This is a genomic window from Paramesorhizobium endophyticum (genome assembly GCF_014640615.1).
Taxonomy (GTDB): Bacteria; Pseudomonadota; Alphaproteobacteria; order Rhizobiales; family Rhizobiaceae; genus Paramesorhizobium; species Paramesorhizobium endophyticum.
Window position 1 is genome coordinate 148,161 of sequence record NZ_BMHH01000001.1, and the last position, 26,508, is coordinate 174,668.

A 26,508-nucleotide genomic window follows, 5' to 3' on the forward strand; every position below is an offset into this window, starting at 1 on the left:
TTAGGCCGCAACCTTCAGCTTCACAAAGCGGTCGGGGTGCGTCACGTCCGCGCCGACGCGCTTCCGGGCATGGAAACGAACCTGCCCCTTACCCGCAAGGGTGTAGGGGTCGCGAAGCGTCGAAAGCCCCACGCGGTCGATGATACGATAGCCGGACATATCGCCGAACAGGATCGGGTTCTTGCCCGCGCCGATATCGTCCATGTCGGGCATTTCAACAATCGGACGGCCAAGCAGGGTCATGACGCCGCCTGCGGTGATCGGATCAAGCACGAGGTAACGGCCCGTGCTGTCCTTCCACTGGCGAATGACGGAAAGCGTGTTGCGGTTCATCAACCAAACGCCGGACTGCGCGTGGGTCGTGGCAATCTGGTGATACATGCCGATGATTACGTCTGCCGGGTTCGCGGTCGGGAATGCGGCGGCAACGCCGGTCTTCACTTCCTTGATACCAGTCGCGGCCATGATACCCTTGGGCTGGCCGGTGCCGGTTCCCTTCACGAACGCCAAACCCTCGGTCTTTCCGAAGCTTTCGGCGTAGTCGGCGATAAGCTCACCTTCCAGCCCATAGGCGTTGTCTTCCAGAAGCTGGTTTGAAATGTCGGTAAAGGTCGCCAGTTCGAACGGCGTAAGCGTGACCTGTTCAAACGCCATGCCGCTTTCGGTGCGGTCGCCGGTTTCGTCCACCCACGTTGCAGCGGTGCCGGACAGGCGGCGCGGATACTTGATTTCGGGCGCGGAAATCGAGACGACGCGCGCATAGCTGCGGATCGGGGAATACTCGTTCAACAGCTTGATAAGCTCGTTGCCGAATTCTTCCGGTGCCAGATATCCGCCGTTCGCGCTGTCCGAAACGGTGAGCGCCTTGACTTCTTCCGGGCTGATCCGCTCAACGCCACGGCGAAGATAGGAGACGAACGCCTTGCGCTCGCTGTTGTCGTTCTGTGCCGCCGGGTGATTGCTGTTCGCTGCAAGCGGGCGGTTCGCCTTGGCTTCCAGCTTATCCATGCGGGCTTTGAGGGCCTTTACTTCTTCCGGCGTGACAACCGGATCATTCTTCACTTCGATTTCTGCTTCGTTTTCCAACTTGGTTTCCTTCAGTTCCGCCGCGCCATCTGCGGCTTTGATCGATGTAATTTGCGCGCCGGGATGGCTGGGAACGGCGACAACAGAGATTTCATGCAGGTCGAGCGCCGTAATCGTGCGCCCTCGCTGGCGGGGCTTCGCGGCCTTGGTGCGGAAGCCGATGGACAGGCCGGACACGGCCTTGCTGCGGATCATGGCGCGAACCTCGCGGGCGCGCTCCACGTCATCGACAAGCAAGCGGCCCTTGACGGTCAGGCCGTCCGGTGTCTCGCTGATTTCGTCCCATACGCCGATAACCTGCGCCTGATCGTGGGCGAACAGCATCGGCAACATGTCCGGCGAGGTGAACGCGCCTTTTTCAATGATATCGCCGACACGATCCGGCGAGCCGAACGGCCATGCAATGCCGGTGATGGTGCCAGCATCGTCAACCGTGAGCGCGGCCTTGATTTCGAGGCGTTCGCTCATTCGGACACGTCCGCATAAGCAGCGTCGATTGCTGCGGCGAGATCGCCGGACGCTGCGGCCTGTCCGGTTTCGTCCTGGTCCGGCTTGCCGTTCCATCTGGTATCCAGAATGTCGAACGCGAGCGGGAAGATTTCCATGATGGGGCGCGGCTTGGCGTAGGTATCGACAAGCACCTGCGCTTCCGCCGGGGAGGTGCCGCCGCCAATAAGGCCGGTGCGGATGATTTCGACCATATCCGCGAAGTGGAAATCCTGCCGCATGAAGCGGCCATAGAGCGCGGCAATCCCAACGCCGGTCTTGCGCTCCAATTCGTGAATCATTTCGGTTGTGAGGGCGAATGTCTTTTCGCCGTCACCAAAATAGGCGGTATGGTGCATTTAGGCTGTTTCCTTCGGCTGCGGACGTTCCGCCGGGCCGGTCGTGGTTGTGGTGACGTAGGGGTTTGCCAGTTCGTCGCCGTCGGGCAGGGCGGGCAGGTTCATTGCGGCGCGGACTTCGTTCGGGGTCATGGCGCGCATGGCGACAAGCTTCCCGAAGATTTCGGCCCGGCCCGCCGCGTCGGCGCGCTGAAGATCGTCAATGACGAATTCGAAATAGAGGGTGTCGCGTTCTTCGTCCGTCAACAGGACGGTTGCATAAGCGTCCTGCCATTTGTCCAGCCATGGGCGAAGGCAAAGCTGAAGGAAGCTCGCCGCCATCTGTTCGGCATTGCTCCACGTCGCGCGCTCAAGCTGATAGAGCATGTGCGGCGGGACGCCGAAAATGCGGGCAATCTCGTTGATTTGCTCAAGGCGGTTTTCAATGAACTGCGCGTCTGTGCTGGTCATGACGGGCTGTTCAAATTTCCAGCCAGCATCAAGAATGAGCGGATCGCCGTTGGCGCTGCGCCGCCACTTGCGCCATGAGGTCAGGATATTCGCAATCGTGGTCGCGCCAGCCTCGCCGCCTTGCTTCGCTTCGTTCCAGATAATGCCGCTGGGACGAGCGCCGGAACCAAAGAACTGTGAGGTGTGGCGTTCAAGGATCGCTGCCACGCCGATGGCTTCCCGGCCAAGCTTGATCGGCGAAACGCCAGCGAAGGCCGGGATATAGAGAACGTCACGGTAAGAAAGCTCGTCCTGCCCGCGTTCGGTCGAGACAAGGTAATAGGGTTCGCCGTCATCCTCGCACCTGCGCTGCACCTTCGACGGGTCTAGCCGGTGAAGCTCAAGCGGGCGGTTGTCGGAAGCGCGGACAACCTGCGCATAGCCCGCGCCATGAAGCAGGGCGTCAACCGTAAGGTCAACACGAAGCTGCCCGGCACTCGTCCAGTCATTCACGCGGCTATGGGTGAGCTTATGGCCGGTGTGAACCTTCGCCGCTTCCTTGCTGCCATCGGTTTCCCGATAGAGCTTGCAAGGCAACGAGCCGATGGTTTCGGAGATAAGCCGGACGGCCTGAAGAACTGCCGGGACGTGCATCGCGGAATAGCCAGTCACGGCGATGCCGGATGCGGTAGGGATCACGCCAAAGATTTCATTGATGGCGGGATCGGTGAGGGAATACGCTTTCTGTTCTGCCGGGAAGCCAAGGGCTTTCTTTGCACTCGAAACAATACCGGCAAAATTCATTCATTCCGTCCTCAATTCAACTTGAGGCGGATTGTCTCATAATGAGAACAGAAAGTGAATCCTATAAATCACAAAATTTGATGAATTTTTGATAATTCATCTAAATAAGTGATCTATTTTCAGGCCGGGATACGCAATCGCATTTACCAGTTCCAATCGCTGTTCAAGGATACCTTGGGGCAAAATGCCATAAATGCCGGTCGTGCTGGCTTTGGTGTGTCCAAGGATGAAGCCGAAATTCTCATCGAGATAACCAGCACGGCGAAGGGCGTCTGCCGCGCCATGGCGGAAGCTATAGAGGGACAGACCGCGACCGTTCTTCATGCCAAGCCTGATAAGGTAGCGCCCAAACTCGCGGCTGAAATCGGCAATCATCTGGCCGCGCGAATTTCGTTCAGCGAGCGGAAAAAGGCGGGTCTGTCCTGCCTTCTTCATACCTGCGTGGTAATCGAGGAAACCAAGCTTCACGAGTTCCTTATGAACCGGGACGACACGCATTGAACCTTCGGTTTTAACGCTCTTATCCCCCTCCCCTTCTTCGGTAATATGCATGATCCAATGGCCGTGCTCCTGCCGAACGTCCGAAACGGCAAGCTGCGCAATCTCTGCCGGGCGAGCGCCGGAATAGAGCATGATCAATGGAACCCAATAGCGATGATCCCGAATAAGGACATTCCCCAGCTTATTCCAAAAACGGGGTGCGTCGTCGCTCTGGCATCCGGTGAAAAGCGGCGACTTGAACAGGGTGTTCATTTGATCGGTAGTGAATACCTTTTTAGATTTTTCCTTCTTCTTCGCGAGGAACATATCAGCTACCGGATTGCTATCGATATAGCCGCTATCAGTGAGCCAGCCACAAAATGCGCCAAGACTGGAAAGATAGCGGTTGACGGTGCGCGGCGTGAGAACTGGCTTCCCTACGGTTTCATTGTGCTTGACGATCTGCGCAAGCTTCATGCCTTCGAACGCCTTCGTCTCTGTCGCCTTCACGGGATACTTCATTAAGAGCGCCTTCCATTCGCGGACGGCCTTCTTATCGATCCGCTGCACGGGGCAAGTGCTGCCGACATGCTGAAGGAAGGTGCCGATATCGCGGCGGGCCTGATTGAGCGTGTCGGCGGTGATGCTTTTGGGATTCTCGCGGGCGTAGGTGTCGAATAGCTCCATGATGCTTTCCCCCGGCGCTGCGGTTTCGCGGGCGGTGCCGGTCGCGGGCTTGACGATAGGGTCTTTCGGAACGCCGGAATAATCGCCATTGTCGCGTTCAAGGGTGCGCTGCAAGCCTTCAATTTCGGCCCGCGTCATGAGGGTGCAAAGCTCGCGGTATTCATCCGAGCCGACTTCCACAAGCAGGCGATGACGGGCGATGAAGTCCCGGACGGCGGGTTCGATTAGCCTAATATCGCCGGAAGTAAGAGCGAGCTTACTTGCTGCCAAACGGCGCGCTCGCAAATTGGCGTCGTCGGTGCGAGCGCGAAGCATAAGCTCATAGTCGGTGTAGGCGTTGATCATGCCGATGAAATCGTCGGAATTGATTTCGCCCATATCGATACGACGATAGAGCCGGTGCAATTCTGCTTCCGTCTGGTCGGGCGTCGGCATGTCGCGGCGCTTCTGTTCGTCGCGCTGAAGCGTCGTCTCATAGTGCTGCCATACGGCTGCGGCCTTGTCGTCGGGCGTGATATCGCGGCGGGAACGAAGGTCTTCAAACTGCCGGTTCCAGCCTTCAACTACGGGCCACATTTCCCGCTTGGCTATGTTCTCATCCTTGGTGCCGAGCGCCTTCACCAACTCCTTCTTACCGACGATTTCGACAAGATCGGTCGGAACCTTGACGCGAGCATAGTAGCTTGCACCACGCCGGAGAAGGTAACTTATACGCGCCATTTCTGCCCCCGTGTAGCATCCCGGTGTTACAGTCTGGTGTTACAACATTGGGAAAAATAGGTCAATAAAATCAAATAAATAAAAGAAAACAAAGGGCTGAAAAAAGTTGGATTTTGTTCCAGGTTCCCCAGCCATCCCTTCTTTAAACAGTACGATGTCTTCAGTGTGGTTGCCGATCGGCGATCACATAGGCGCAGCGGCGCGCTCCTTTCAGGAGATGCTCGACGCGGCGCACTTCCACATCGGGGCCGAGGGCATTTTGGAATATGCTAAGCTCGGACACGCATAATTTCTGGCAGGCGGTTGCTGCCACGCAGATTGGGCAATGGTTCTCGACCAGCAGCATGCCGCCGTCTTCCATCGGTATCGCCTCGGCCATGTAGCCTTCGGCGGAGCGAACCCGCGCCAGTTCCTCCACTTTTTCCTTGAGCGCGCCGAACGGGGCCAGGCCTTCCCTGTAGGTGGCAAGCGTTGCGGTTTCGCGATGCGAGATCAGGCGGTCCAGGCCTTCATTGCCGAAAACCGCCTTTATCGAAGTGAGGAGATCGACCGTCATGCCGGCGTGATTGTCGGGGAACTGCCGGTTTGCCGTATCCGTCAGGTGCCAGAAGCGCTTCGGCCTGCCGACGCTCTCGCGGCTGTCCTCGAAGTCGACAAGCCCCGCCTCGTGAAGCCGCCCCAGCATCTGGCGCACCGCGACCGGCGTGATCGAGAGCTTTTCGGCAAGGGACGCCGCCGTCTGGGGGCCAGATACTTTCAACGAATAGAGCATGCGGTTTGTGGTGCGGTCCTGCATGGGCCCATTATAGGCGCACCGAATTAAAAAAGCCATTGCTTTTTATATTCGCGGGAATATAGAAACATACATCTTATCAAAATCGAGGATATTCCCATGATCGAGTCGGCTGAACCCAGTGATGCGCGCTGGTCCGAGCTTCTGACGCCGCGCTATTCGGCGGCGACGACGACCCTGTGCCTTGGCGTCGCTCTTTTCGCCTTCAACGGGTTTCTGGTCTCCACCTCGCTCCCCACGGCCGTTACCGAAATCGGCGGGGTTGCGCTGATTTCCTGGGCTTTCACGCTCTACCTCGTTCTTTCCATCGTCGGCGGCTCGGCGGCAGCGCTGCTGAAGGGGCGGCTCGGGGCGCGCAATGCGCTGGTTGGTTCGGCGCTGCTCTTCCTCCTGGGAACGCTGATCGCCGCTTTCGCCTCCTCGATGACGGAAGTGCTGATCGGGCGGGCCTTGCAGGGGCTCGGCGAAGGGATCATCGCGGCGATCTGCTATGCATTGATACCGGAACTGTTTCCGTCTCGTCTTGTCGCCAAGGTGTTCGGGGCGGAGGCGGTGGTGTGGGCCATCGCGGCCTTCGGCGGGCCGCTGGTGTCGGGCATGCTGACGGAGCATCTGTCCTGGCGGGCGGCCTTCCTGGTCAATGTGCCGCTGTCGCTCATCTTCATTGCCCTCACATTGCGGATCGTGCCGCGTTCCGACGCCCGGATGACGCGCGCGTTCGTTCCGTTCGTTCGGCTTGGAGCGATTGGCGGCGGCATCATGCTCGTCGCGCTTGCCAGCATCGTGGATGCGATGGCGGTGCAGGCGCTGTTCGTCGTCGGCGCAGCGGTCACGCTGGTTTCCGTCGCGGTTTTCGACCGGCGCAGCGCGACGCCGCTCTTCCCCTCCGATGCCTTTTCGCTGAACTCCACTGTCGGCATCGGCCTGTGGATCGTCCTGCTCATGCCCGTGGCCCAAGCGGTGACCTCGGTCTATCTGGTGATGACGCTGCAGAATCTCTGGGGCTACAAGCCGACCATGGCGGGCGCGTTCCATGCGACGTTCGCCATCGCCTGGAGCCTTTTGGCCATCCTCGTCGCCAATATCATGGACCCGCGCTACCGGGTGTGGCTCATCCGCCTGGGGCCGACGCTTCTCGTCGCCGGGCTTGCCGTCATCGTCGCGGGATTCCGGATGGATGCGCCGCTGATCGTGATGGCGGGACAGATTGGCATAGGCGCCGGATTCGGCGTAAGCTGGGGCTTCCTGAGCCAGACGATCATGGAATCGGCGCCCGATGCCGAGCGCGACCGGGCTTCGGCGCTGCTGCCGACCCTGCAATCGGCAGGCTACGCCATCGGCGCGGCAATAGCGGGGCTGACGGCCAATGCCGCCGGATATCCGGGCGCAGCAACCCCGGAAGCATTGCGGGACGCGACGATCACGGTGTTCCTGGTATTCACCGTCATCGGCGTGGGCGCGCTCATCGCCGGCTATGCCCTGCCGACAGGCAAACGGGCCATTCCGGCGCTCGGCGGAAGCAAAAGTTGAAGATCAATAAAAAACGCCATTCTCCAATGATATACTTTCGCTTAATCTCTCGAAATTCCGATGGGAGGTTAAGCGAGCATCATGCCGAAGAACATCGTCATTCTCTTCGACGGAACCTCGAACGAAATCTCCGCTGACCGGACAAATGTCCTGCGTCTTTACGGCATGCTGGAGAAGAGCGATCGGCAGCTTGTCTTTTACGATCCCGGCGTCGGCACCATCGGCCCGCAGAATGCCTGGCTCCGCTTTTGGCGCAAGGCGGGCGAAATCTGGGGCATGGCGACGGGCTGGGGTCTCGACCAGAATGTGAAGGACGCCTACCGCTTTCTGGTCGAAAACTACGAAAAGGGTCCGCGGAAGGAAGGAAGGCCGCGCGAGCGGGACAGCATCTATATCTTCGGCTTCAGCCGGGGCGCCTATAGCGCGCGCGTGCTGGCCGGGTTCATCCACACGATCGGGCTTATCAAAAAGCAGAACCTGAACCTCCTCGATTACGCCTATCGCGCCTATACGCGCATCGGCGACAGGGAAGTGGACAGTTTCGCCGAAGTCCGGCTCTATGAGCGCATCCTTAACCCGGACCATCCGCCCATCCGCCTGCTCGGCCTTTTCGACACGGTTGCCTCGGTGATCGAGAGCGGGCCATATCTGCCGCGCCTGAGCTCCCAAGCCTTTACCCAGAAGAACCCTAGCGTCGAATCGATCCGCCATGCCGTGTCGATGGACGAGCGGCGCACCATGTTCCGCCCGCTGCTGTGGTCCAGGGGGCAAGATTATTTCGGCAACCCTTTCAATCGCGCCGCCGCCCGGCCGCAGGATTTGCGCGAGGTGTGGTTCCGCGGGATCCATGACGATGTCGGCGGCGGTTATCCCGAAGACCAGAGCGGGCTGCCGAAGGTTACGCTCGAATGGATGTTCGACGAAACAAAGCCGATGGGGCTCCATTACCGGACGCAGACGGCCAACGATATTCTCGGGAAAAACCCCGCGAAAAAACACTATGTGCCGCCGAATCCGCTCGCGCCGATCCACCAGAACATAAACTGGGCGTGGGCGATATTGGAGATCATCCCCTGCCGCCGCCCGGAAGGCTGCAAAAGGCGGGGGTTGTTCGGGCTCATCCTCCCCCTCTTCGATTGGCGCGTCATCCCGGAGGGTGCCGTTCTTCACGCGTCCGTGCTGGAGCGGGCGAAGCTGATCGGCGACCTTCCGCCGAATATGCCCTCGGTTTACGAGGTTGACGGGAAGCCCATAACAATCCCCGCATCGGCGCTTCCCAAGGAAACGAAAAAGGCGGCAAGCCGTAAAACCGCCCCTTCCCGCCCCCGCTTGCGCAGACGAGGCAGCCCGGAGGTCCAGTAAACGGCGTGCTGCCGAGCCGCTCGCTCACTCCGCTAGCGGATTCACACATTATTTACAATTTTCACAATCCTGTGTCCGCCCACAGGTAGAGGCTTGCGCTGATAATAACGACTTGTTACATTGTGTAACCGTTCGCTAAATCGCGTCGGACTTGGGCGGGGGCCCCAGTTGCCGCGGCATCGCCGGAACAGGCGGTGCAGAGATTCACTGAGATAGGGCGTGGGCGCAGCTGATAGGCGCAACGCACTAGGAGGTTGAAAATGAGCGAGATAACGAAAACCGCGATATTCTATTCGATGATGATCATCACGCTCAATATGGCGCTCGCCATCAGCGTAATGGGACATGACATTCTGCTGCCCTGAAAGTTTCGGGGAGTGAGGGAATAAGTGAGCAGGGAGATATGCTGCCCTGTTTTCTTACTCCCTTATTCCCTTGTGCGATTCATGTTTTGATGGAATCGTGAGGCATACCCCTCATCCGACCGCGCTGTCGCGCGGCCACCTTCTCCCACAAGGGGAGAAGGCTGGAGCCCTGCATTACCGTTCCCGCTAATCGCAAACGCTGGTAGTTTGGCAGCCATGCCTGTGCAATCCACCCTCCCTTCCCCCCTGTGGGAGAAGGTGGCGGCGCGGAGCGCGGTCGGATGAGGGGTCCCTTCCAGGCGCTTCCGTTTAAAGGGGAAATGCCTGATCCCTACCCTTCTCACCCAATCCGCGCCTCTGTCTTCGGGTCGAAGAACACAGCCTTGTCGAGATTGAAGGCGAGGCGGGCGGTCTGGCCTACGGCGATATTGGCGTCGGCGCGCAGGCGGGCCACCACGGCCTTGCCGCCCAGATGGGTGACTGCGAAAGTATCCGAGCCGGCGGGTTCCACGACCTCGATCAGGCAATCGCCCTCGGCCAGCGAATGCGCCTTGCGGTCCGCGCCGTCGGGGTCGGTCAGCGCTTCCGGGCGGATGCCGAAGATCACGTCCTTGCCTTTGTAGGCGGCGAGCTTGCTGCCGGCGCCGTTGACCGGCAGGGACAGGCGGCCACCATTGGGGCGGTCGAGCGAGACGCTGAGGCCAGTCGGGCCATCCTCGAGCTTCGCCGTCAGCAAATTCATCGCGGGCGAGCCCATGAAATCGGCGACGAATATATTGGCAGGGCTGTTATAGATCTCCGCCGGCGTGCCGAACTGCTGCAGCACGCCATCCTTCAGCACCGCGATCTTGGTGGCGAGCGTCATCGCCTCGATCTGGTCATGCGTGACATAGACGATGGTGGTCTTCATGCGGTGGTGCAGGCGCTTGATCTCGGTGCGCATGTCGACGCGCAGCTTGGCGTCGAGGTTGGAGAGCGGCTCGTCGAACAGGAAGACCTGCGGATTGCGCACCAGCGCCCGGCCCATGGCGACGCGCTGGCGCTGGCCGCCGGAAAGCTGGCTCGGCTTGCGGTTGAGCAGATGGGAGATCTGCAGCGTCTCGGCGACGGATTTGATCGCCTTCTCGCGCTCGGCCTTCGGCACGCCGCGGATTTCCATGCCGAAGCCGATATTCCCGGCGACGGTCATGTTCGGATAAAGCGCATAGGACTGGAACACCATGGCGATATCGCGCTGCGAGGGATGCAGCCCGGCAATCGACTTGCCGTTGATCGAGATGTCCCCCGAGGTGATCGGCTCAAGCCCGGCAATGCAGTTCAACAGCGTGGACTTGCCGCAACCGGAGGGGCCGACGAGGACGAGGAAACCGCCCTCCTCGATCTCGATATTGATGTCCTTCAGGATCGGCACGTTGCCATAGTTCTTGTGGAGGTTCTTGATGGCCAGAAACGACATGCGCTTGTCTCTCTTATCCCTTGACGGCGCCGGACATCAGGCCACGCACGAAGTAGCGGCCGGCGACGATATAGACGATGAGCGTGGGAAGGGCGGCGAGGATCGCGCCCGCGAAGTGGACGTTATATTCCTGCACGCCGGTGGAGGAGTTCACGAGATTGTTGAGCGCGACCGTCATCGGCGTGCTCGTGGCGTTCGAGAAGGACGCGCCGAACAGGAAGTCGTTCCAGATATTGGTGAACTGCCAGATGACCGAGACGACGATGATCGGCCCGGAGGACGGCAACAGGATGCGCCGGAAAATCTGGAAGAAGCTCGCGCCGTCGATCTGCGCCGCGCGGATGAGCTCGGTCGGGAACGCAGCGTAATAATTGCGGAAATAGAGCGTGGTGAAGCCGATGCCGTAGATGACGTGGACGAAGACCAGGCCCGGCACCGTGCCCGATATGCCGAGCATGCCGAGGATGCGGGCCATGGGGATGAGCACGATCTGGAACGGGATGAAGCAGGACAGCAGCAGCATGCCGAACACGACATTGGAGCCGCGGAATTCCCATTTGGTCAGCACATAGCCGTTGAGCGCGCCCAGCACCGTCGAAATGGCGACGGCGGGCACGACCATCAGGATCGAGTTGAGGAAATAGGGCTTGAGACCCGTCGGCTGGACGCCAATCTGCGCGGTCGACCAGGCGGAGAGCCAGGGAGCGATGGTCCACTGGTGCGGGAAGGAGAGCATGCCGCCCTGCCGGATTTCCTCCAGCGGCTTGAAGGAATTGACCAGCATGACATAGAGCGGCAGCAGGTAATAGATGGCGAAGACGATGAGCGCGGCATAGATGAGCGCGCGCGTCAGCCTTCCGTGATTGATTACGTTGTCGGGCGTCTCAGCGCTCATCAGCGTTTCTCCCCGCGCAGTTCGGAATAGAGATAGGGGACGATGATCGAGAAGATCATGATCAGCATGATGATGGCCGAGGCGGCGCCGATGCCCATCGAGTTGCGGGCGAAGGTGTAGGAATACATGAAATTGGCCGGAAGCGTCGTTGCTTGCCCCGGGCCGCCGCCGGTCATCGCCACGATCAAATCATAGGATTTGATGGCGAGATGGGCGAGCACCACGAAAGCCGACAGGAACACCGGGCGCATCAGCGGAATGATGATGCGGCGATAGATAGTCGTGGTGGAGGCGCCATCGATCTGCGCCGCCTTGATGATCTCATTATCGACGCCGCGCAGGCCCGCCAGGAACATGGCCATGACGAAGCCCGAGGATTGCCAGACCGCGGCGATGACAATCGTATAGATCGCCATTTGCGGATCCTTGATCCAGGTGAAGGAAAAGCTCGTCCAGCCAAGCTGGTGCATGGTGTTTTGCAGGCCGATGCCCGGATCGAGGAACCATTTCCACGCCGTGCCTGTCACGATGAAGGAAAGCGCCATCGGATAGAGATAGATCGGGCGCAACAGGCCTTCGGCGCGGATTTTCTGGTCGAGCAGGATGGCGAGGCCGAGCCCGATGACGATGGAGAACAGGATATAGAGCGAGGCGAAGATGGCGAGATTCTCGATCGCCGTCCACCATTGCGGCAGCAGCCAGAGCTTGTGGTAATTCTCCAGGCCCACGAAACCGTAGGAGGGCAGCATCTTGCTGTTGGTCAGCGAAAGAAAGCCCGTATAGAGAATAAACCCGTAAACGAAGATCAGGATCAGCACGAAGCTCGGACTTACCACGAGCTTCGGCAGCCAATCCTGCAAGCGGCTACGACTGTTCATACGCCTCACACCTTGCGCTTTTTGCATTGCTGTCACACTCTGGCCTGATACAACTACTCGCCGCCGCCTCGCAACGTGCGCGATCAGAGCCAGCATTCATGAATCCGTGATGCCCCTCACCCTTACCCTCCCCGTGAAGGACGGGGAGAGGGGGCGTCAGCGTTGGCACTTGGATATTCTCCCCCCTGCACCCGGCAGAAAGGAAAGACGAAAACGCCCGTGTCCCCCACTCCCCGTCCTTCACGGGGAGTGGGTAAGGGTGAGGGGCTATCCACGCCGTATGATGATTATCACATCACAAAAGATAAGGACCGCCGGAGCGCCCTCCCCGGCGGTCCGATATCAGCTTACTGCGCCGCCGCGACGGCGGTGACCAGTTCCTTCACCGCGTCCTCGGAAGACAGCTCGCCATTGAACTGGCGGGTGACCACGTCGAAGATCGCATTCTTGACGGCGGCCGGCTCAGCATAGCCATGGGCCAGCGAGCCCAGCATGCGGCCATCGGCATTGGCGGCCTTGATGTCGGCGATGGCCTTCTTGCCGCAGGCGTCGAACTTGGTGTCCGGCACGTCCATGCGGGCGGGCGCGGCGCCCTTGACGGTGTTGAAGGCGACCTGGAATTCCGGGCTCATGATGGCCGAAGCCATGGCCATCTGCGCAGGAACCTTATCCTTGGCCACGTTGAACATGGCGAACATGTCGGAATTGAAGGTCACCGCTCCCTGCGTTCCGGGATAGCGGGCGCAGACGAAATCCTTGCCCGGCTCCTTGCCGGCCTTGAGGAACTCACCCTTGGCCCAGTCGCCCATGAACTGCATGCCGGCCTTGCCCTCGATCACCATGGCCGAAGCCAGGTTCCAGTCGCGGCCCGAGAAGTTCGGATCGACATAGGTGCGCAGCTTGGTCATGCGGTCGAAGACCTGCTTCATCGTGTCGGAGCCGAGCGCCTCTGGGTCGATGTCGATGATGGCTTTCTTGTAAAAATCATCGCCGAAGGACAGCACGACCGCCTCGAAAACGGTCGAATCCTGCCAGGGCTGGCCGCCATGGGCGATGGGGATGATGCCCTGCTTCTTGAAATTATCGAGAAGCGCGATCAGCTCGTCCCAGTTCGCCGGCACCTTGCCGCCGGCCTTGTCGAGCGCCGCCTTGTTGATCCACATCCAGTTCGTCGAATGGATATCGACCGGCGCGGCAATCCAATGGCCGTCATATTTGGCGAATTTCTGCAACGCGTCGGGGACGACCTTGCCCCAGCCTTCCTTCTCCGCCACGGAATCGAGATTGCCGAGCACGCCCTGCTCCGCCCAGTCCTTGATATCGAAGCCCAGCATCTGCACCGCCGTGGGCGGATCGCCGGCGGTGACGCGGGCGCGGAGCACCGTCATCGCCTGGACGCCGCTGCCGCCGGCGACGGGCATGTCGACCCAGCCGATGCCCTGCTTTTCCAGATCCTTCTTCAGGACGTCGAGCGCAGCAGCCTCGCCGCCAGCCGTCCACCAATGCAGGACCTCGACGCTCTGCTTCTTGTCCTGAGCGTGAGCGAACGTTGCCGCCCCCGCCATCAAAGCCGCAATCGCGACCGTCGATACAAACTTGCGCATGATAAGCCTCCCTGCTTCGTGTTTTTCCTCGATGGATCATCCATCGCCCAGCCCCAGTCTATGGCTGACAACGGTGACATTGGCAAGGTTTTTCCGTCATTTACCCCTAGGGGCGAACGCCATGCTCGGGATTAGCTGACCATGGGATAGTATTTCAGAAAATGCTTATATCATCGGGCTATTGGGCCTATTGCCCGGCGGGCCAATCCCTTGCGGTGTGGATGATTCGCAGCATGACAACGCTTTCTCAACCAGCGCAGCGCAGGCACCATCATACTGGCGCCCGGACGCATTTTATGTATTGTGCCGCTCAACGCGCAGCCGCAACGACAAGGACGAATATGATGGACATCCGCCAGATCGACGACAGTTTTTCCGTCACCGGCCAGATCTTCCCGGACGATGTCAGAGACATCGCCGCCGCGGGCTTCCGCACGCTGATCTGCAACCGGCCGGATGATGAATCGCCCGACCAGCCCGCCTTCGCCGAGATCGCCGGCGTGGCGGAGAAGGCCGGCATTCCCGTTCATTATATCCCGGTCGTGCCGGGCGGGCTTATGCAGGACGATGTGGACGCCATGGCCGCGGCGCTCGCCGAGGCGGACGGCCCGGTGCTCGCCTATTGCCGCTCCGGCGCGCGCTCGACCAATATTTACGGACTGGCGCGGCAGCAGATGGGGCGCTGACTTAAAAAAACGCCTGTATCCCCGTCTGCGCGCGGCCCAAGATCAACGCGTGGACGTCGTGCGTGCCCTCATAGGTATTGACCGTCTCCAGGTTCTGTGCGTGGCGCATGACGTGGTAGCCGATCTGGATGCCATTGCCGCCATGCATGTCGCGTGCCGCCCTGGCGATGTCGAGCGCCTTGCCGCAATTGTTGCGCTTGACGAGGGAGATCATCTCCGGGGCCATCCTGCCCTCGTCCATCAGCCGCCCGACGCGCAAGCTCGCCTGCAGGCCCAAGGCGATTTCCGTCTGCATGTCCGCCAGCTTCTTCTGGAAAAGCTGGGTGGCGGCCAGCGGTTTGCCGAATTGCTTGCGGTCGAGGCCGTATTGCAGGGCGCGGTGCCAGCAATCCTCCGCCGCGCCCATCACACCCCAGGAGATGCCGTAGCGCGCGCGATTGAGGCAGCCGAACGGGCCGCTCAGGCCTGACGCATCGGGCAGCAGATTTTCCTCAGGCACGATAACACCATCCATGACGATCTCGCCTGTTATCGACGCGCGCAATGAGAGCTTGCCGCCGATCCTGGGCGCGGAAAGACCCTTCATGCCCTTTTCAAGGATGAAGCCGCGGATCGCGCCGTCATGCGCCTCGGACTTCGCCCAGACGACGAAGACATCGGCGATGGGCGAATTGGAAATCCACATTTTCGAGCCGGAAAGCCGGTAGCCATCCGCCACCTTCTCAGCGCGGCTCTTCATGCCCGCCGGGTCAGAGCCGGCATCGGGCTCGGTCAGGCCGAAACAGCCGATCCATTCGCCGGAAGCAAGCTTCGGCAGATATTTCCTGCGCTGCTCCTCAGAGCCATAGGCATAAATCGGATACATGACGAGCGAGGACTGCACGCTCATCATCGAGCGATAGCCGCTATCGACGCGCTCGATTTCCCGCGCCACCAGCCCATAGGCGACATAGGACGCGCCCGCCGTGCCATATTCCTCCGGCAAGGTGACACCCAGCAGCCCCGCCTCCCCCATCAGGCGGAAAAGCGCGGGATCGGTCCTCTCCTCCAGATACGCCTCCTCGACGCGCGGCAGCAATTCGCCCTGCGCAAACGCGCGGGCGCTGTCGCGGATCATCCGCTCGTCCTCGGTCAGCTGATCCTCGATGAGGAAAGGATCGCTCCAGACGAAGGCGGCTTTGGACGATGGCATGGCGTTCACTCCCTTTTTGCTTGGCTTGCATAATAGGCGCGAATTGCGGCGGGGCAATTCAATGAGGCCATGATGATTTCACATTGGGGGATGAGAGCGAGGAATGGGGAACCGGCAATCTCCCATATACGTCACGTATGTGAATTGACATACGTGACGTATGCGTGTTTATTGCATACGCGGCGTATCTGAATTAACGCCGCCCGCCCCAAAGGAAAGAAAATGACAAAACGAGACGCAGTTTTCCCCGCCGACCGCCACGCGCTTTACGAAGAACACGGCTACTCCGCCGCGATCCGCTCCGGCGATCTCCTGTTCGTATCGGGACAGGTCGGCAGCCGCGCCGACGGCTCGCCCGAGCCCGATTTCAAGGCCCAAGTGGAACTCGCCTTCGCCAATCTGGAAGCAACGCTAAAGGCCGCGGGCTGCAGCTTCGACGATATCGTCGATGTGACCACCTTCCACACCGACCCCGAAAACCAGTTCGGAGCTATCATGGAGGTGAAGAGCCGTATATTCGACACCAAGCCTTATCCGAACTGGACTGCGGTTGGGGTAAATTGGCTTGCCGGGTTTGATTTTGAGATCAAGGTGATTGCGCGGGTGCCCGCAGCAGCCCAGCAGTCGCAATGAACGATTGAGGGCAGGATTGCTGCCCTCAAAAGTTTATTCAGAAGACCGGCTCAGCTACGCCCCAGATAATCCATTTTGCCGATCGGTACGCCCTTATGGCGCAGGATCGCGTAGGCCGTGGTGACGTGGAAAAAGAAATTGGGAATGGCGAAGCCCAATACATAATCGCGGGCGGTGAAGGTTCTCGTGGTCTCGCCTGACCGCAACTCCACTTCGGCTTCCTCGCGGCCATCCATCGAATGAGGCGGAACTTCCTTGAGGAGCGCAACCGTCGCGTTTATGCGCGCCTGCAAATCGTCAAAGCTGGCCTCATTGTCTTCCATTGGAACATTCGGGACCTGGCCAACGCGCACGGCGGCGAATTTGGCGGTGTCGCTGGCGCGCTGGATCTGGGCGGTCAGCGGCGCCATGTCAGGGAAAAGCCGCGCTTCCAGCAATTCGGCATGGGGGATGCCCTTTTCGTCAGCAAACGCGCGGCCTTTTTCCAGAATTTCGCTGAGATTTGCAAACGCCCGCAGAAATACGGGAACGCTGATATCGTAAAGCGACAGAGGCATGGTTTTTCTTTCGATAAGAGGAATCAGAAATGCTTTCCTCATCGACCATAGACTGGAAGGCTTGCGGATCAATCAGGCTGAGAGATCAAATGATTTGTGATCGTTCCGTCACGATGCCTGAAAAGCTTGCCTAATCCGGGCGTCAATGCCATTGCCAGCCTAAACATTTTCAAAGGAGTACCCTCATGACCGATGTCAAGGGATTGACCCAGCTGGGCGCGAAGGCGGAGATTGCGGGGTCGCCTGAGGAAGCGGTGCTGGAGACCGTGCCGTTCACGCGCGGGGACGGGGCGCCGGCGATCGTGCGCTTTACCTGCCCGGAATTCACCTCGCTCTGCCCGATGACCGGACAGCCGGATTTTGCGCATATCGTCATCGATTATGCGCCGGACGCGCGGCTGGTGGAGTCGAAGTCGTTGAAGTTGTTCCTCTTCTCCTTCCGCAATCATGGCGCGTTCCATGAGGATTGCACGATCATGATCGGGCGGCGGGTCGTGGAGGCGACGAGGCCGCTCTGGCTGCGCATCGGCGGCTATTGGTATCCGCGCGGCGGAATTCCCATCGATGTCTTCTGGCAGACGGGTACCCCGCCGGAGGGCGCGTGGGTGCCGGAGACGGGGGTGCCGGGGTATCGCGGGCGGGGGTGAGCCAGGACGATCCCTTCACCCTCGCCCTTCGAGGCTCGCTGCGCTCGCACCTCAGGATGAGGGTGAAGGGGCGCCGCGCCTCGAAACGGCTGACGGGCGGCGGCGTTCCAATAGCCCTCATGGTGAGGTGCGCCCCGTAGCCGTGAGCTTGCGAACGAGCGAAGGGGAGCCTCGAACCACGAGGGCGCTTGGCGCTAATGGCATATTTCTAATTCCCCCCGAATCCGACTATAAACCTCCCATGACAATCCGGCAGTTATCCGAAACCATCATCAACCAGATCGCGGCGGGCGAGGTTATCGAGCGGCCGGCCAGCGTGGTGAAGGAGCTTGTCGAAAACGCCATCGATGCGGGGGCGACGCGCATCGAGGTGGTGACGGCGGGCGGCGGCAAGACTCTGATCCGCGTCACCGACAATGGCTCCGGCATTCCCGCGGACGAGCTCAAACTTGCCGTCTCACGCCATTGCACCTCCAAGCTTACCGACGATGTGCACGATATCCGCGCGCTCGGCTTTCGCGGCGAGGCGCTGCCTTCCATCGGCTCGGTGTCGCGGCTGTCTTTGAAATCGCGGACGCAGCAGGCTGAGTCGGGCTATGAGATCACCGTCACCGGCGGGCGGCTGGAAGGCCCGCGTCCAGCGGCGCTCAATCAGGGCACCATCGTCGAGGTGCGCGACCTGTTCTTCGCCACCCCGGCGCGGCTCAAATTCATGAAGACCGACCGGGCGGAGGCGATGGCGGTCGGCGATGTGGTGAAGCGCGTGGCCATCGCCTTTCCGCATATCCGCTTCTCGCTCGCCGGAACCGACCGCACGCCGCTCGACCTGCCAGCGACCGGCGCGGGCGAGGAAGGCATGCTGGAGCGCATCGCGCAGGTGCTGGGCAAGGAGTTTTCCGAAAACGCCATTGCCATCGATGCGGAACGGGAGGGGTTAAGGCTCGCGGGCTTCGCCGGCATTCCCTCCTTCAACCGCGGCAATGCGCTTCATCAGTTCGCCTATGTCAACGGACGGCCCGTGCGCGACAAGCAGATCTGGGGCGCGATCCGTGGCGCTTATGCCGATGTCATCGCGCGCGACCGCCATGCGGTGGCGGTGCTGTTCCTGACGCTTGATCCGGCGCTTGTGGATGTGAACGTGCATCCGGCCAAGGCGGATGTGCGCTTCCGTGATCCGGGACTGGTGCGCGGGCTCATCGTCGGGGCGATCAAGCAGGCACTCGCTGGATCAGGCATCCGCGCGGCGACGAGCGGGGCGGAGGCGATGATGCAGGCTTTCCGGGCGGAAGGTTTTGCGGCTCGCCCTGCCCCATCGCCGCAGGCCGCTTCTTTCCGGGCTCCAGCCTATCAATCCGGCAATTGGAGCCCGCCTCCCCGCCCGCGCGCGGAGTGGTCGCCAGCGACGGCGCCGTTCCGTCCGCTGGAGATGGACCTCGGGTTCGGCGAAGGCGCGCAGGCGGTGTTCGAGAGCGTGGCTATGCCGAGCGCCGATGCACGGGCAACCGTTGAAGACGCGCCGGCGGAACTGACCGCTACGCCGCTGGGTGCAGCAAGGGCGCAGATCCATGCCAATTACATCGTGGCGCAGACCGATGACAGCCTGATCATCGTGGACCAGCACGCAGCCCATGAGCGGCTGGTCTATGAGGCGCTGAAGACAGCGCTTCACTCCCGCCCCCTCCCCGCGCAGATGCTGCTCATCCCCGAGATCGTCGATCTGCCGGAAGAGGATGCGGACCGGCTCGCCTCCCATGCGGAGGAACTCCGGCGCTTCGGCCTCGGCGTCGAGCGCTTCGGGCCGGGCGCGGTGGCGGTGCGCGAGACGCCGGCCATGCTGGGCGAGACGGATGTGCAGCAGCTTATCCGCGACCTCGCCGATGAGATCGCCGAGCATGACACATCCGACGGGCTGAAAGCCATGCTCGACCATGTAGCGGCGACCATGGCCTGCCATGGCTCGGTGCGCTCGGGGCGACGCCTGAAGCCGGAGGAGATGAACGCGCTCTTACGCCAGATGGAAGCGACGCCCGGCTCCGGCACGTGCAATCACGGCCGCCCGACCTATATTGAGCTGAAGCTTGCGGATATCGAGCGCCTGTTCGGGCGGAGATGAGGACTATTAAGCCGCATGATCTTGTCCGAAAAGTCTGCAACTTTTCGGACAAGATCATGCTCGAGCACCTTGATCTTTCGCGCCGATTGTGGCGCTTTATGATAAGAAAAAGACAGGAAAACCCATGAACCGATTTGAAGGCTCCCGGTCCTCGGAAGCGCGCTTGCGCTATCTCGATGGCGACTTTCAGGTGCTGAGCCCCGGCGCCTATGTCACCTGCGCCGTCACCGGCGAGCACATCCCGCTGGACGAGCTCAAATATTGGAGCGTCGCGCGCCAGGAGCCTTATGCGAACGGCGTGGTGTCCCACCAGCGCGAACTGGAATGCCATCCGGAGATGCGGAAGCGGGGGTGACCGCCCGGTGAAGGCCGATTCAGCGTTTCACGGTTCGGTGGAAAGGGCGCCATGGCAATCCCTTCACCCTCGCCCTTCGAGGCTCGCCTCGCGAGCACCTCAGGATGAGGATGAAGGGCGTCGGCGCTTCAGGATGAGGGTAAAGAGACGTTGGCGCTTCAGAATGAGATTGAGGAGCGCGGCGCTTCAATAGCCCTCATGGTGAGATGCGAATGGAGCGCAGCGGAATTCGCCTCGAATCACGAGGGCGCTTGGCGGAACCACCCCCCTCTGCCCTGCCGGGCATCTCCCCCACAAGGGGGGAGATTGACCTTCATTGACGTCCGGTATCGGTCGCAAACGTTGAAAGTTGAGCGGCGAAGCCGGTATCAGCCAATCTCCCCCCTTGTGGGGGAGATGCCCGGCAGGGCAGAGGGGGGTGCGCGCCGCCCCCGATACGTCTCCAGCACAGAAGCAATAATCTCCCCCGCCGCATCCGGTTGATCGAATGCCAGTTCCACGTCCAGCACCGTCAGCCTTGCGAGGAAATCGCGCGGGACGGTGGGGGATGTGGCTAGGCGGGCGTGGTCCTTGGCTGTCGTGATGAGGCCGAGATCGGCTTCCGTGGCGGTTTGGAGGAGTTCGGTGATTTCGTCCGGCTCGTAGGGGTGGTGGTCGGGGAAATCGCGGGTCAGCGCCGTCATGCCGCCCATTTCGCGGACGCTGGCGAAGAACTTCTCGGGATTGCCGATGCCGCCGAAGGCGAGGAAGCGCTTGCCGGAGATGGCGCGCGCGGAGCCGGGGGCGAGCCGGGCGGTGTAGACGGGTTTCGGGAAGGCGGCGGTGAGGCGCGCCGCACTGTCGCCCGCGCCTATTGTCAGGAGCGCGTCGGCCTTCGCCATCTGGTCGCCCAGCGGCGCGCGGAGTGGGCCTGCCGGCAGGACGTATCCATTGCCGATGCCGCGCGTGGCGTCGATGACGATCAGCGCATAATCGGCATGGAGCCGCGCGCTCTGGAAGCCGTCATCCATGATGAGAAAATCGCAGCCCTCGGCGATGAGCGCCTGCGCGGCAGCCGCGCGGTCGACCGAGACCATCACCGGCCCGTGCCGGGCAAGCAACAGCGGCTCGTCACCGACATGGGCGGCGCTGTCGCTGGAGGGATCGACGCGGTGGACGCCGAAATAAGTGCCGCCGAAGCCGCGCGAGACAATGCCGGGGGTGAGGCCCATGGCCTTGGCTGTTCTTGCAAAAGCGATCGCCGTCGGCGTCTTGCCCGCGCCACCGACGGTGAAATTGCCGATGCAAAGCACGGGGGCGGGTACTTGCGGCGGATTTGCGCCCATGAGCCTGCGCCCCGCGACCGCGCCGTAAAGGGCGGCCAATGGTGACAGCGCGAATGCCTGCCAGCCGGGTTTCTGCCACCAGAAGGAGGGGGCGGTGGTCATCCGGCCACGCTTTCGTCACCATGTGGAACCACCGGCGCGTGAACACCCCCCTCTGCCCTGCCGGGCATCTCCCCCACAAGGGGGGAGATTGCGCTCTCATGGACGTTCGGTGCCAATCGCAGACCTCGAAGAACAAGCGGCGTGGCCGGTGCCAGCCGATCTCCCCCCTTGTGGGGGAGATGCCCGGCAGGGCAGAGGGGGGTGTTTCGCGCTTCTTCCATAGACGAATAACCATCCTACCCTTGCGTTCCGCTCAACTGCGCTTGCACGACGAGCGGCTGGATGAAGGGCTCCAGCGCCGAGAGCGTGCGCTCCAGCGCGCCGCGCATGTCGCCGACGGTGCGGGCGGCGGCGTCGATCATTTCGCGGCGCTGCGGCTCGTTGTTGAAGAGGAAATTGACCGCGCCCGCCAGCATGTCGCGGTCGCGGACCAGCCGGGCGCCCCCATTCTTGATGAGGCGCTGATAGGAATCGCGGAAATTCTGGACATTGCGGCCCGAGAGGATGGCCGTGCCGAGCATGGCAGGCTCCAGCGGGTTCTGGCCGCCCTCCCCCGTCAGGGACTTGCCGACAAAGGCGATCTCGGTCAGCCGCAGGTAAAGCCCCATCTCGCCGATGGTGTCACCGAGGAAGACGTTCGTATCCGGCGTGATGGCGTCGTTGCGGCTGCGGCGCGCCACGTTCAATCCGCGCGCGGTCATCATTGCCTCCAGCGCGTCGGCGCGGTCGGGATGGCGCGGCACGATGATGGAGATGAGGTCCTTGTGCCGGGTCTTCAGCATCTCATGCACCTCGACGGCGATTTCCTCCTCGCCTTCGTGGGTGGAGATGGCGGCCCAGGTCTTGCGCTGGCCGATCTGCGATGTCAGCGTCGCCACCGTCTCCTCATCGGCGGGCGGGGCGACGGTATCGACCTTCAGATTGCCCGAGACGACCACCGGGCGGGCACCCAGAGACCGGAAGCGCTCGCCATCCACCTCGGATTGCGCCACGACCAGCGCCAAATTTTCAAGCAGCGCCTCGGCGATGGAGGAGCGCTTCTTCCAGGCGGCGAAGGAGCGGTCGGAAAGCCGCCCGTTGACCAGCACCTGCGGCACGCGCCGCGCGCCCAATTGCAGGATGGTCATCGGCCATATCTCGGATTCGCAGATCACGGCCAGGTCGGGACACCAATGGGTGAGGAAGCGGTTGACCGCCGGCTTCAAATCGAGCGGCACATATTGGTGGATCACCTTGTCCCCCAGCCGCTCCTCGACCAGCCGGGCGGAGGTGACGGTGCCTGTCGTCAGCACCACATGGATGCCCATGGCGGCGATGTGCTCGATCAGCGGTATCACGGCTGTCGTCTCGCCGACGCTCGCGGCATGAACCCAGACCAGAGGGCCCGCCGGGCGCTGCACGCTCGGCCTGCCATAGCGCTCGCGGCGACGGGCGTGCTCATCCTTGCCGCGCGAGACGCGGAAGGCGACATAGGCCCCGACGGCGGGATAGGCCAGCGATCCGGCCCAGCGGTAGGCGGAAAGGATCGTGCGGGCCCATCGTTCGCTCATCGCGCCTGCTCCAGTCGCGCGTAGGCCTCAGCCGTGACCGCGTTCAGCTTGTCGGTCAATTCCTTGCGCTTTTCCTCGAGCATTGCGTCATCGGCGTCCATGGGAACCACAACGGGCTCACATGAAACCACGATTGACCGGCCGAAGGGCAGCGGAATGGCGGTTTTATCCCAGCTTTTTTCCAGCACCTTGCGGCGCGAGAAGGCGTAGCCAATAGGCAGGATGGGACGGCCCGAGAGCTTGCCCAGGAGGATAACGCCCTGCCCCGCCTCGCGCGCCTTGCCATGGGCGATGTCGGCGATGATGGCGGTGGACTTGCCACCTTTAAGCGCGTTCTTCAGCGCCAGCAGCGCCCGCGCGCCGCCCTTGTCGGCACGGGTGCGGGTGCCCCGCCCGCCGGAACCGCGAACGATCTCCAATCCCAGCCGCTCGCCCACGCGGGCGTTCAGCTCGGCATCGGCGCTGCGCGAGAACATCGCCACCAGCGGCATCCCGTCAGGGCGAAGGAACGGCGCCATCAGGTGCTGACCATGCCAGCAGGTGACGATCAACGGGTGATAGTCGCGCTCCAGCTCATAGGGATCCTTCGATCCGGGCAGGCGCGGATTGGTGGCGTGAACGAACTTCAGATAGCCTGATATAAGCCACACCAGCGCCGACCTCACCCCCGCCGAGCGGGCGAGCGGGCCGCGAATACTGCGCCATATCCTCTTGGCCGCGCCCGTGTTTCGCGGCCTCTGATCGATGTTTTCCACCATGCTTTCCAGGCGTCAGCCTGCGTTGCCGGCCGCACTGGCCGGGTCGAGAAGGCGGTGCAGATGCACGATGAAATAGCGCATATGCGCATTGTCCACCGTCTGTTGCGCCTTCGCCTTCCACGCAGTCTTCGCCGATTCGTAATCGGGATAGATGCCGACGATATCCAGTTCGCTCAAATCGCGGAACTCCAGGCCGGTCAAGGTCGTCAGTTCTCCGCCGAAAACAAGATGAAGAAGCTGTTTTTTGCCTTCGCCGTCTGCGCTCATGATCACAATCCCTAACCAGATGAAATGTCCGGCAGCTTTAGCCGAACGCCGTGCGCGCCACAACACCCAACATCTCGTCAAGAAGATGGCCGCTTGCCGCCACAAGCGCGCCCTGCTTACGTGTCGGGCCGCCATAGAGCAGCCGCTCGCCCTTGTTCGTAACGACCGCGCCGCCGGCTTCGGCGAGAATCAAGTCTGCAGCGGCCAGATCCCAGTCATGCGAATTGGGCCGCACGAACGTGCCGGCGATCTCGCCGCGCGCGACCATGGCGAGACGATAGGCGAGCGAGGGGACATAAGGATAAGGCTCGACACGCTCGCGGAAATCCTCCGGCATGAGGTCCAGCGCCGAACGGGCCATGGAAATCCTGAGCGGGCTTTGTTCGGCAGTGCGGCCCACATTTATGGCATGGCCGTTCTGGTATGCGCCGCCGCCAAGCCTGGCTTGAAACGTCTCGCCGCGCGCCGGGTTCTCCAGCACGCCCGCCACCGGGCGGCCATCCTCGGCCAGGCCGATGCTGACGCACCATTGGTCCTTGCCGCCGATGAAGGCGCGGGTGCCGTCGATGGGATCGACCACGAAGACGCGGCGGCGATGGGCCGCGGCGCGGTCGTCCGCCGTTTCCTCGGAGATCCAGCCATAATCGGGCCGGGCCGACAGGAGCGCGTCCTTCAGGAAGGCGTCGACGGCCATATCGGCCTCGCTCACCGGCGACTGGCCTTCCTTGAGCCAGACTTGCGGGTCCTGGCCGAAATAGCGCATGGCGATGCGGCCCGCCTCCTCCGCAGCGGAGCGGATGAGCGCCAGTTCCTCTTCAAGCGATGCGAAAGTCTCAATTTCCTGCAAGGGTCATGCCTTCCACGACGAGGGTCGGCGCGGCGGTGCCGAAATTACGGTCGATATCGTTGGCCGGCGTCATGTGGAGGAACATGTCCTTGAGGTTGGACGCGATGGTCACCTCGCTCACGGGATAGGCGAGTTCGCCGTTCTCGATCCAGAAGCCCGACGCGCCCCGGCTATATTGGCCGGTGATTATATCGACGCCCTGGCCGAACACTTCGGTGACGTAAAAGCCGGTGCCGACCTCGCGGATGAGGTCTTCCGGCGAGCGCTCGCCGGGCTCGATGGCGAAATTGGTGGAGGCGGGCACGATCGTCGAGCCGGAGCGCACGCCGCGCCCGTTCGTCACGAGGCCCAGCTCCTTCGCCGTCGAGGTGGACAGGAACCAGTGCTTCAGCACACCGTCCTCCACCATCACGAGCCTTTGCCCCTCGATGCCCTCACCGTCGAATGGGCGGGATGCCGCACCACGAATGCGCAGCGGATCGTCGGTGGCGTAAAGGCCTGCCTTCAGCACCTGCTTGCCCATGGAATCCCTAAGGAAGCTCGTCTTGCGGGCGACCGAGGCGCCATTGATCGCCCCGGCGAGATGGCCCGCCATGCCGCGCGCCACACGCGGATCGAACACCACGGTGACAGGCCCGGTCTTGGCCTTGCGCGCGCCCAGGCGGCGCACCGCCCGCTCCCCTGCCCTTCGGCCTATGGCGACGGCATCCTCAAGCGCGGCATAATGCTGGTGCGAGGTGAAATCATAGTCGCGCTCCATGGCCGTGCCTGATCCGGCGACGGCGCTGGCCGATATGCCGAAATGGGTGGCGGCATAATGGCCGACGAAGCCTTCCGAAGTGACCAGCACCATCCCGCCAAGGCCCGCCCAACTCGAGGAGCCGCTGGAATTGGTGACGCCGCTGACGGCCAGCGCCGCTTCCTCCGCCGCAAGGGCGTTGGCGGTCAGCTCGGCTGCGCTCACCTCAGTCGGGTCGTAAAGATCGAGGTCGCGCGGGGCGCCGACGAGCTTCTCCTTCGGCGCTAGCCCTTCATAGGGATCCTCGGGCGAGACCTTCGCCATGGCCACGGCGCGCTCGGCCAGCGCAACCGGATCGGCGCCCATATCCGCCGACACGCTCGCTATGCGCTTGCCGACGAAGACACGAAGCGCAAAGGCGTCGCTTTCAGAGGCCTGCGTTTCCTCGACCTTGCCGAGGCGGACGGTGATGGCTGTGGAGCGCGAGCGATGAACCACCGCGTCCGCGCTATCTGCCCCAGCGCGGCGGGCGGCTTCCACGAGCGAAGCGGCCTTGTCGGCTAGTTGGCTGGAATGTGTTTGAGTGTCCATGTCAGAATGGCCCATGCTTATATGGCAGCGCGCGCGACACCCCCCTCTGTCCTGCCGGACATCTCCCCCACAAGGGGGGAGATTGGATGGGAGTTCCGCTTTCGCTAACCGTCAACGTCGCAGAATTGAGCGCCGTCATTAATGAAGGCCAATCTCCCCCCTTGTGGGGGAGATGCCCGGCAGGGCAGAGGGGGGTTATTGGCCGGATGTAG

General features: G+C 61.8%; 24 protein-coding genes. 7 read left to right on the forward strand and 17 right to left on the reverse strand.

The features are described from left to right. The 5 genes from IEX53_RS00775 to IEX53_RS00795 all read right to left on the reverse strand — a co-directional run bounded on the left by IEX53_RS00775 (position 1) and on the right by IEX53_RS00795 (position 5,847). Positions 1-1,554, reverse strand: coding sequence for a phage major capsid protein (locus tag IEX53_RS00775; RefSeq protein WP_188820482.1), 1,554 nt, complete (start codon positions 1,552-1,554; stop codon positions 1-3). After that, on the reverse strand, positions 1,551-1,931 hold the full coding sequence (locus IEX53_RS00780) for a gene transfer agent family protein (protein ID WP_188820484.1): 381 nt from the start codon (positions 1,929-1,931) through the stop codon (positions 1,551-1,553). Before IEX53_RS00780 ends, IEX53_RS00775 begins: the two co-directional genes overlap by 4 nt. Beyond that, on the reverse strand, positions 1,932-3,164 hold the full coding sequence (locus tag IEX53_RS00785; protein ID WP_188820486.1) for a phage portal protein: 1,233 nt from the start codon (positions 3,162-3,164) through the stop codon (positions 1,932-1,934). It lies immediately after the preceding gene. 96 nt (positions 3,165-3,260) lie between these two features. Beyond that, entirely contained in the window at positions 3,261-5,051 is a 1,791-nt protein-coding gene (locus IEX53_RS00790) for a site-specific integrase (protein WP_188820488.1), read from the reverse strand. 160 nt (positions 5,052-5,211) lie between these two features. After that, on the reverse strand, positions 5,212-5,847 hold the full coding sequence (locus IEX53_RS00795) for a helix-turn-helix transcriptional regulator (protein WP_188820489.1): 636 nt from the start codon (positions 5,845-5,847) through the stop codon (positions 5,212-5,214). A gap of 96 nt (positions 5,848-5,943) precedes the next feature. Here IEX53_RS00795 and IEX53_RS00800 point away from each other — a divergent pair, with 96 nt between their 5' ends. Beyond that, a complete protein-coding gene (locus IEX53_RS00800; RefSeq protein ID WP_188820491.1) occupies positions 5,944-7,374 on the forward strand; it encodes an MFS transporter in 1,431 nt (476 codons plus the stop codon). Positions 7,375-7,455: 81 nt separating this feature from the next. Further along, on the forward strand, positions 7,456-8,736 hold the full coding sequence (locus tag IEX53_RS00805; RefSeq protein WP_188820493.1) for a T6SS phospholipase effector Tle1-like catalytic domain-containing protein: 1,281 nt from the start codon (positions 7,456-7,458) through the stop codon (positions 8,734-8,736). Positions 8,737-9,441: 705 nt separating this feature from the next. Here IEX53_RS00805 and IEX53_RS00810 read toward each other — a convergent pair. The 4 genes from IEX53_RS00810 to IEX53_RS00825 all read right to left on the reverse strand — a co-directional run bounded on the left by IEX53_RS00810 (position 9,442) and on the right by IEX53_RS00825 (position 13,934). After that, positions 9,442-10,557, reverse strand: a complete 1,116-nt coding sequence (locus IEX53_RS00810; protein WP_188820495.1) for an ABC transporter ATP-binding protein — start codon at positions 10,555-10,557, stop codon at positions 9,442-9,444. Positions 10,558-10,570: 13 nt separating this feature from the next. Beyond that, on the reverse strand, positions 10,571-11,452 hold the full coding sequence (locus IEX53_RS00815; protein ID WP_188820497.1) for a carbohydrate ABC transporter permease: 882 nt from the start codon (positions 11,450-11,452) through the stop codon (positions 10,571-10,573). Continuing rightward, on the reverse strand, positions 11,452-12,330 hold the full coding sequence (locus tag IEX53_RS00820; RefSeq protein ID WP_188820499.1) for a carbohydrate ABC transporter permease: 879 nt from the start codon (positions 12,328-12,330) through the stop codon (positions 11,452-11,454). The genes IEX53_RS00815 and IEX53_RS00820 overlap by 1 nt, the downstream gene beginning before the upstream one ends. Before the next feature lie 347 nt (positions 12,331-12,677). Beyond that, positions 12,678-13,934 carry an ABC transporter substrate-binding protein gene (locus IEX53_RS00825; protein WP_188820501.1) on the reverse strand — a complete coding sequence of 419 codons (1,257 nt, stop codon included), beginning with the start codon at positions 13,932-13,934 and terminating at the stop codon, positions 12,678-12,680. A 344-nt stretch (positions 13,935-14,278) separates the two neighbouring features. Between IEX53_RS00825 and IEX53_RS00830 the strand changes: the two genes are divergently transcribed. After that, the gene (locus tag IEX53_RS00830) at positions 14,279-14,620 is read left to right on the forward strand and encodes a protein tyrosine phosphatase family protein (protein WP_188821069.1); all 342 of its coding nucleotides are present in this window, start codon (positions 14,279-14,281) and stop codon (positions 14,618-14,620) included. Between the two features lies 1 nt (position 14,621). Here IEX53_RS00830 and IEX53_RS00835 read toward each other — a convergent pair whose 3' ends face one another. Beyond that, positions 14,622-15,812 (reverse strand): acyl-CoA dehydrogenase, encoded by a 1,191-nt coding sequence (locus IEX53_RS00835; RefSeq protein ID WP_188820503.1) that lies wholly within the window; start codon positions 15,810-15,812, stop codon positions 14,622-14,624. 222 nt (positions 15,813-16,034) lie between these two features. Between IEX53_RS00835 and IEX53_RS00840 the strand changes: the two genes are divergently transcribed. Then, on the forward strand, positions 16,035-16,445 hold the full coding sequence (locus IEX53_RS00840) for a RidA family protein (RefSeq protein ID WP_188820505.1): 411 nt from the start codon (positions 16,035-16,037) through the stop codon (positions 16,443-16,445). Between the two features lie 50 nt (positions 16,446-16,495). On the opposite strand, the gene IEX53_RS00845 is transcribed toward IEX53_RS00840, so the two are convergent. Next, positions 16,496-17,002 carry a DUF1993 domain-containing protein gene (locus IEX53_RS00845; RefSeq protein WP_188820507.1) on the reverse strand — a complete coding sequence of 169 codons (507 nt, stop codon included), beginning with the start codon at positions 17,000-17,002 and terminating at the stop codon, positions 16,496-16,498. Positions 17,003-17,187: 185 nt separating this feature from the next. Here IEX53_RS00845 and queF point away from each other — a divergent pair, with 185 nt between their 5' ends. The 3 genes from queF to IEX53_RS00860 all read left to right on the forward strand — a co-directional run bounded on the left by queF (position 17,188) and on the right by IEX53_RS00860 (position 20,117). Then, the gene (queF, locus tag IEX53_RS00850) at positions 17,188-17,649 is read left to right on the forward strand and encodes a preQ(1) synthase (RefSeq protein ID WP_188820509.1); all 462 of its coding nucleotides are present in this window, start codon (positions 17,188-17,190) and stop codon (positions 17,647-17,649) included. A gap of 241 nt (positions 17,650-17,890) precedes the next feature. After that, positions 17,891-19,762, forward strand: coding sequence for a DNA mismatch repair endonuclease MutL (mutL, locus tag IEX53_RS00855; RefSeq protein ID WP_188820511.1), 1,872 nt, complete (start codon positions 17,891-17,893; stop codon positions 19,760-19,762). Between the two features lie 124 nt (positions 19,763-19,886). Then, a complete protein-coding gene (locus tag IEX53_RS00860) occupies positions 19,887-20,117 on the forward strand; it encodes a DUF2093 domain-containing protein (protein ID WP_188820513.1) in 231 nt (76 codons plus the stop codon). A 368-nt stretch (positions 20,118-20,485) separates the two neighbouring features. On the opposite strand, the gene lpxK is transcribed toward IEX53_RS00860, so the two are convergent. The 6 genes from lpxK to IEX53_RS00890 all read right to left on the reverse strand — a co-directional run bounded on the left by lpxK (position 20,486) and on the right by IEX53_RS00890 (position 26,296). After that, positions 20,486-21,544 (reverse strand): tetraacyldisaccharide 4'-kinase, encoded by a 1,059-nt coding sequence (gene lpxK / locus IEX53_RS00865; protein WP_188820515.1) that lies wholly within the window; start codon positions 21,542-21,544, stop codon positions 20,486-20,488. A 236-nt stretch (positions 21,545-21,780) separates the two neighbouring features. Beyond that, complete coding sequence (gene waaA, locus IEX53_RS00870; protein WP_188820517.1) at positions 21,781-23,094, reverse strand: lipid IV(A) 3-deoxy-D-manno-octulosonic acid transferase; 1,314 nt, start codon at positions 23,092-23,094, stop codon at positions 21,781-21,783. Then, positions 23,091-23,852 (reverse strand): lysophospholipid acyltransferase family protein, encoded by a 762-nt coding sequence (locus IEX53_RS00875; protein ID WP_188820519.1) that lies wholly within the window; start codon positions 23,850-23,852, stop codon positions 23,091-23,093. Before IEX53_RS00875 ends, waaA begins: the two co-directional genes overlap by 4 nt. A gap of 12 nt (positions 23,853-23,864) precedes the next feature. Beyond that, the gene (locus tag IEX53_RS00880) at positions 23,865-24,119 is read right to left on the reverse strand and encodes a DUF4170 domain-containing protein (protein ID WP_188820521.1); all 255 of its coding nucleotides are present in this window, start codon (positions 24,117-24,119) and stop codon (positions 23,865-23,867) included. A 37-nt stretch (positions 24,120-24,156) separates the two neighbouring features. Beyond that, a complete protein-coding gene (locus tag IEX53_RS00885) occupies positions 24,157-24,966 on the reverse strand; it encodes a 3'(2'),5'-bisphosphate nucleotidase CysQ (protein ID WP_188820523.1) in 810 nt (269 codons plus the stop codon). After that, on the reverse strand, positions 24,953-26,296 hold the full coding sequence (locus IEX53_RS00890) for a TldD/PmbA family protein (protein WP_188820525.1): 1,344 nt from the start codon (positions 26,294-26,296) through the stop codon (positions 24,953-24,955). Before IEX53_RS00890 ends, IEX53_RS00885 begins: the two co-directional genes overlap by 14 nt. Positions 26,297-26,508: the final 212 nt, after the last annotated feature.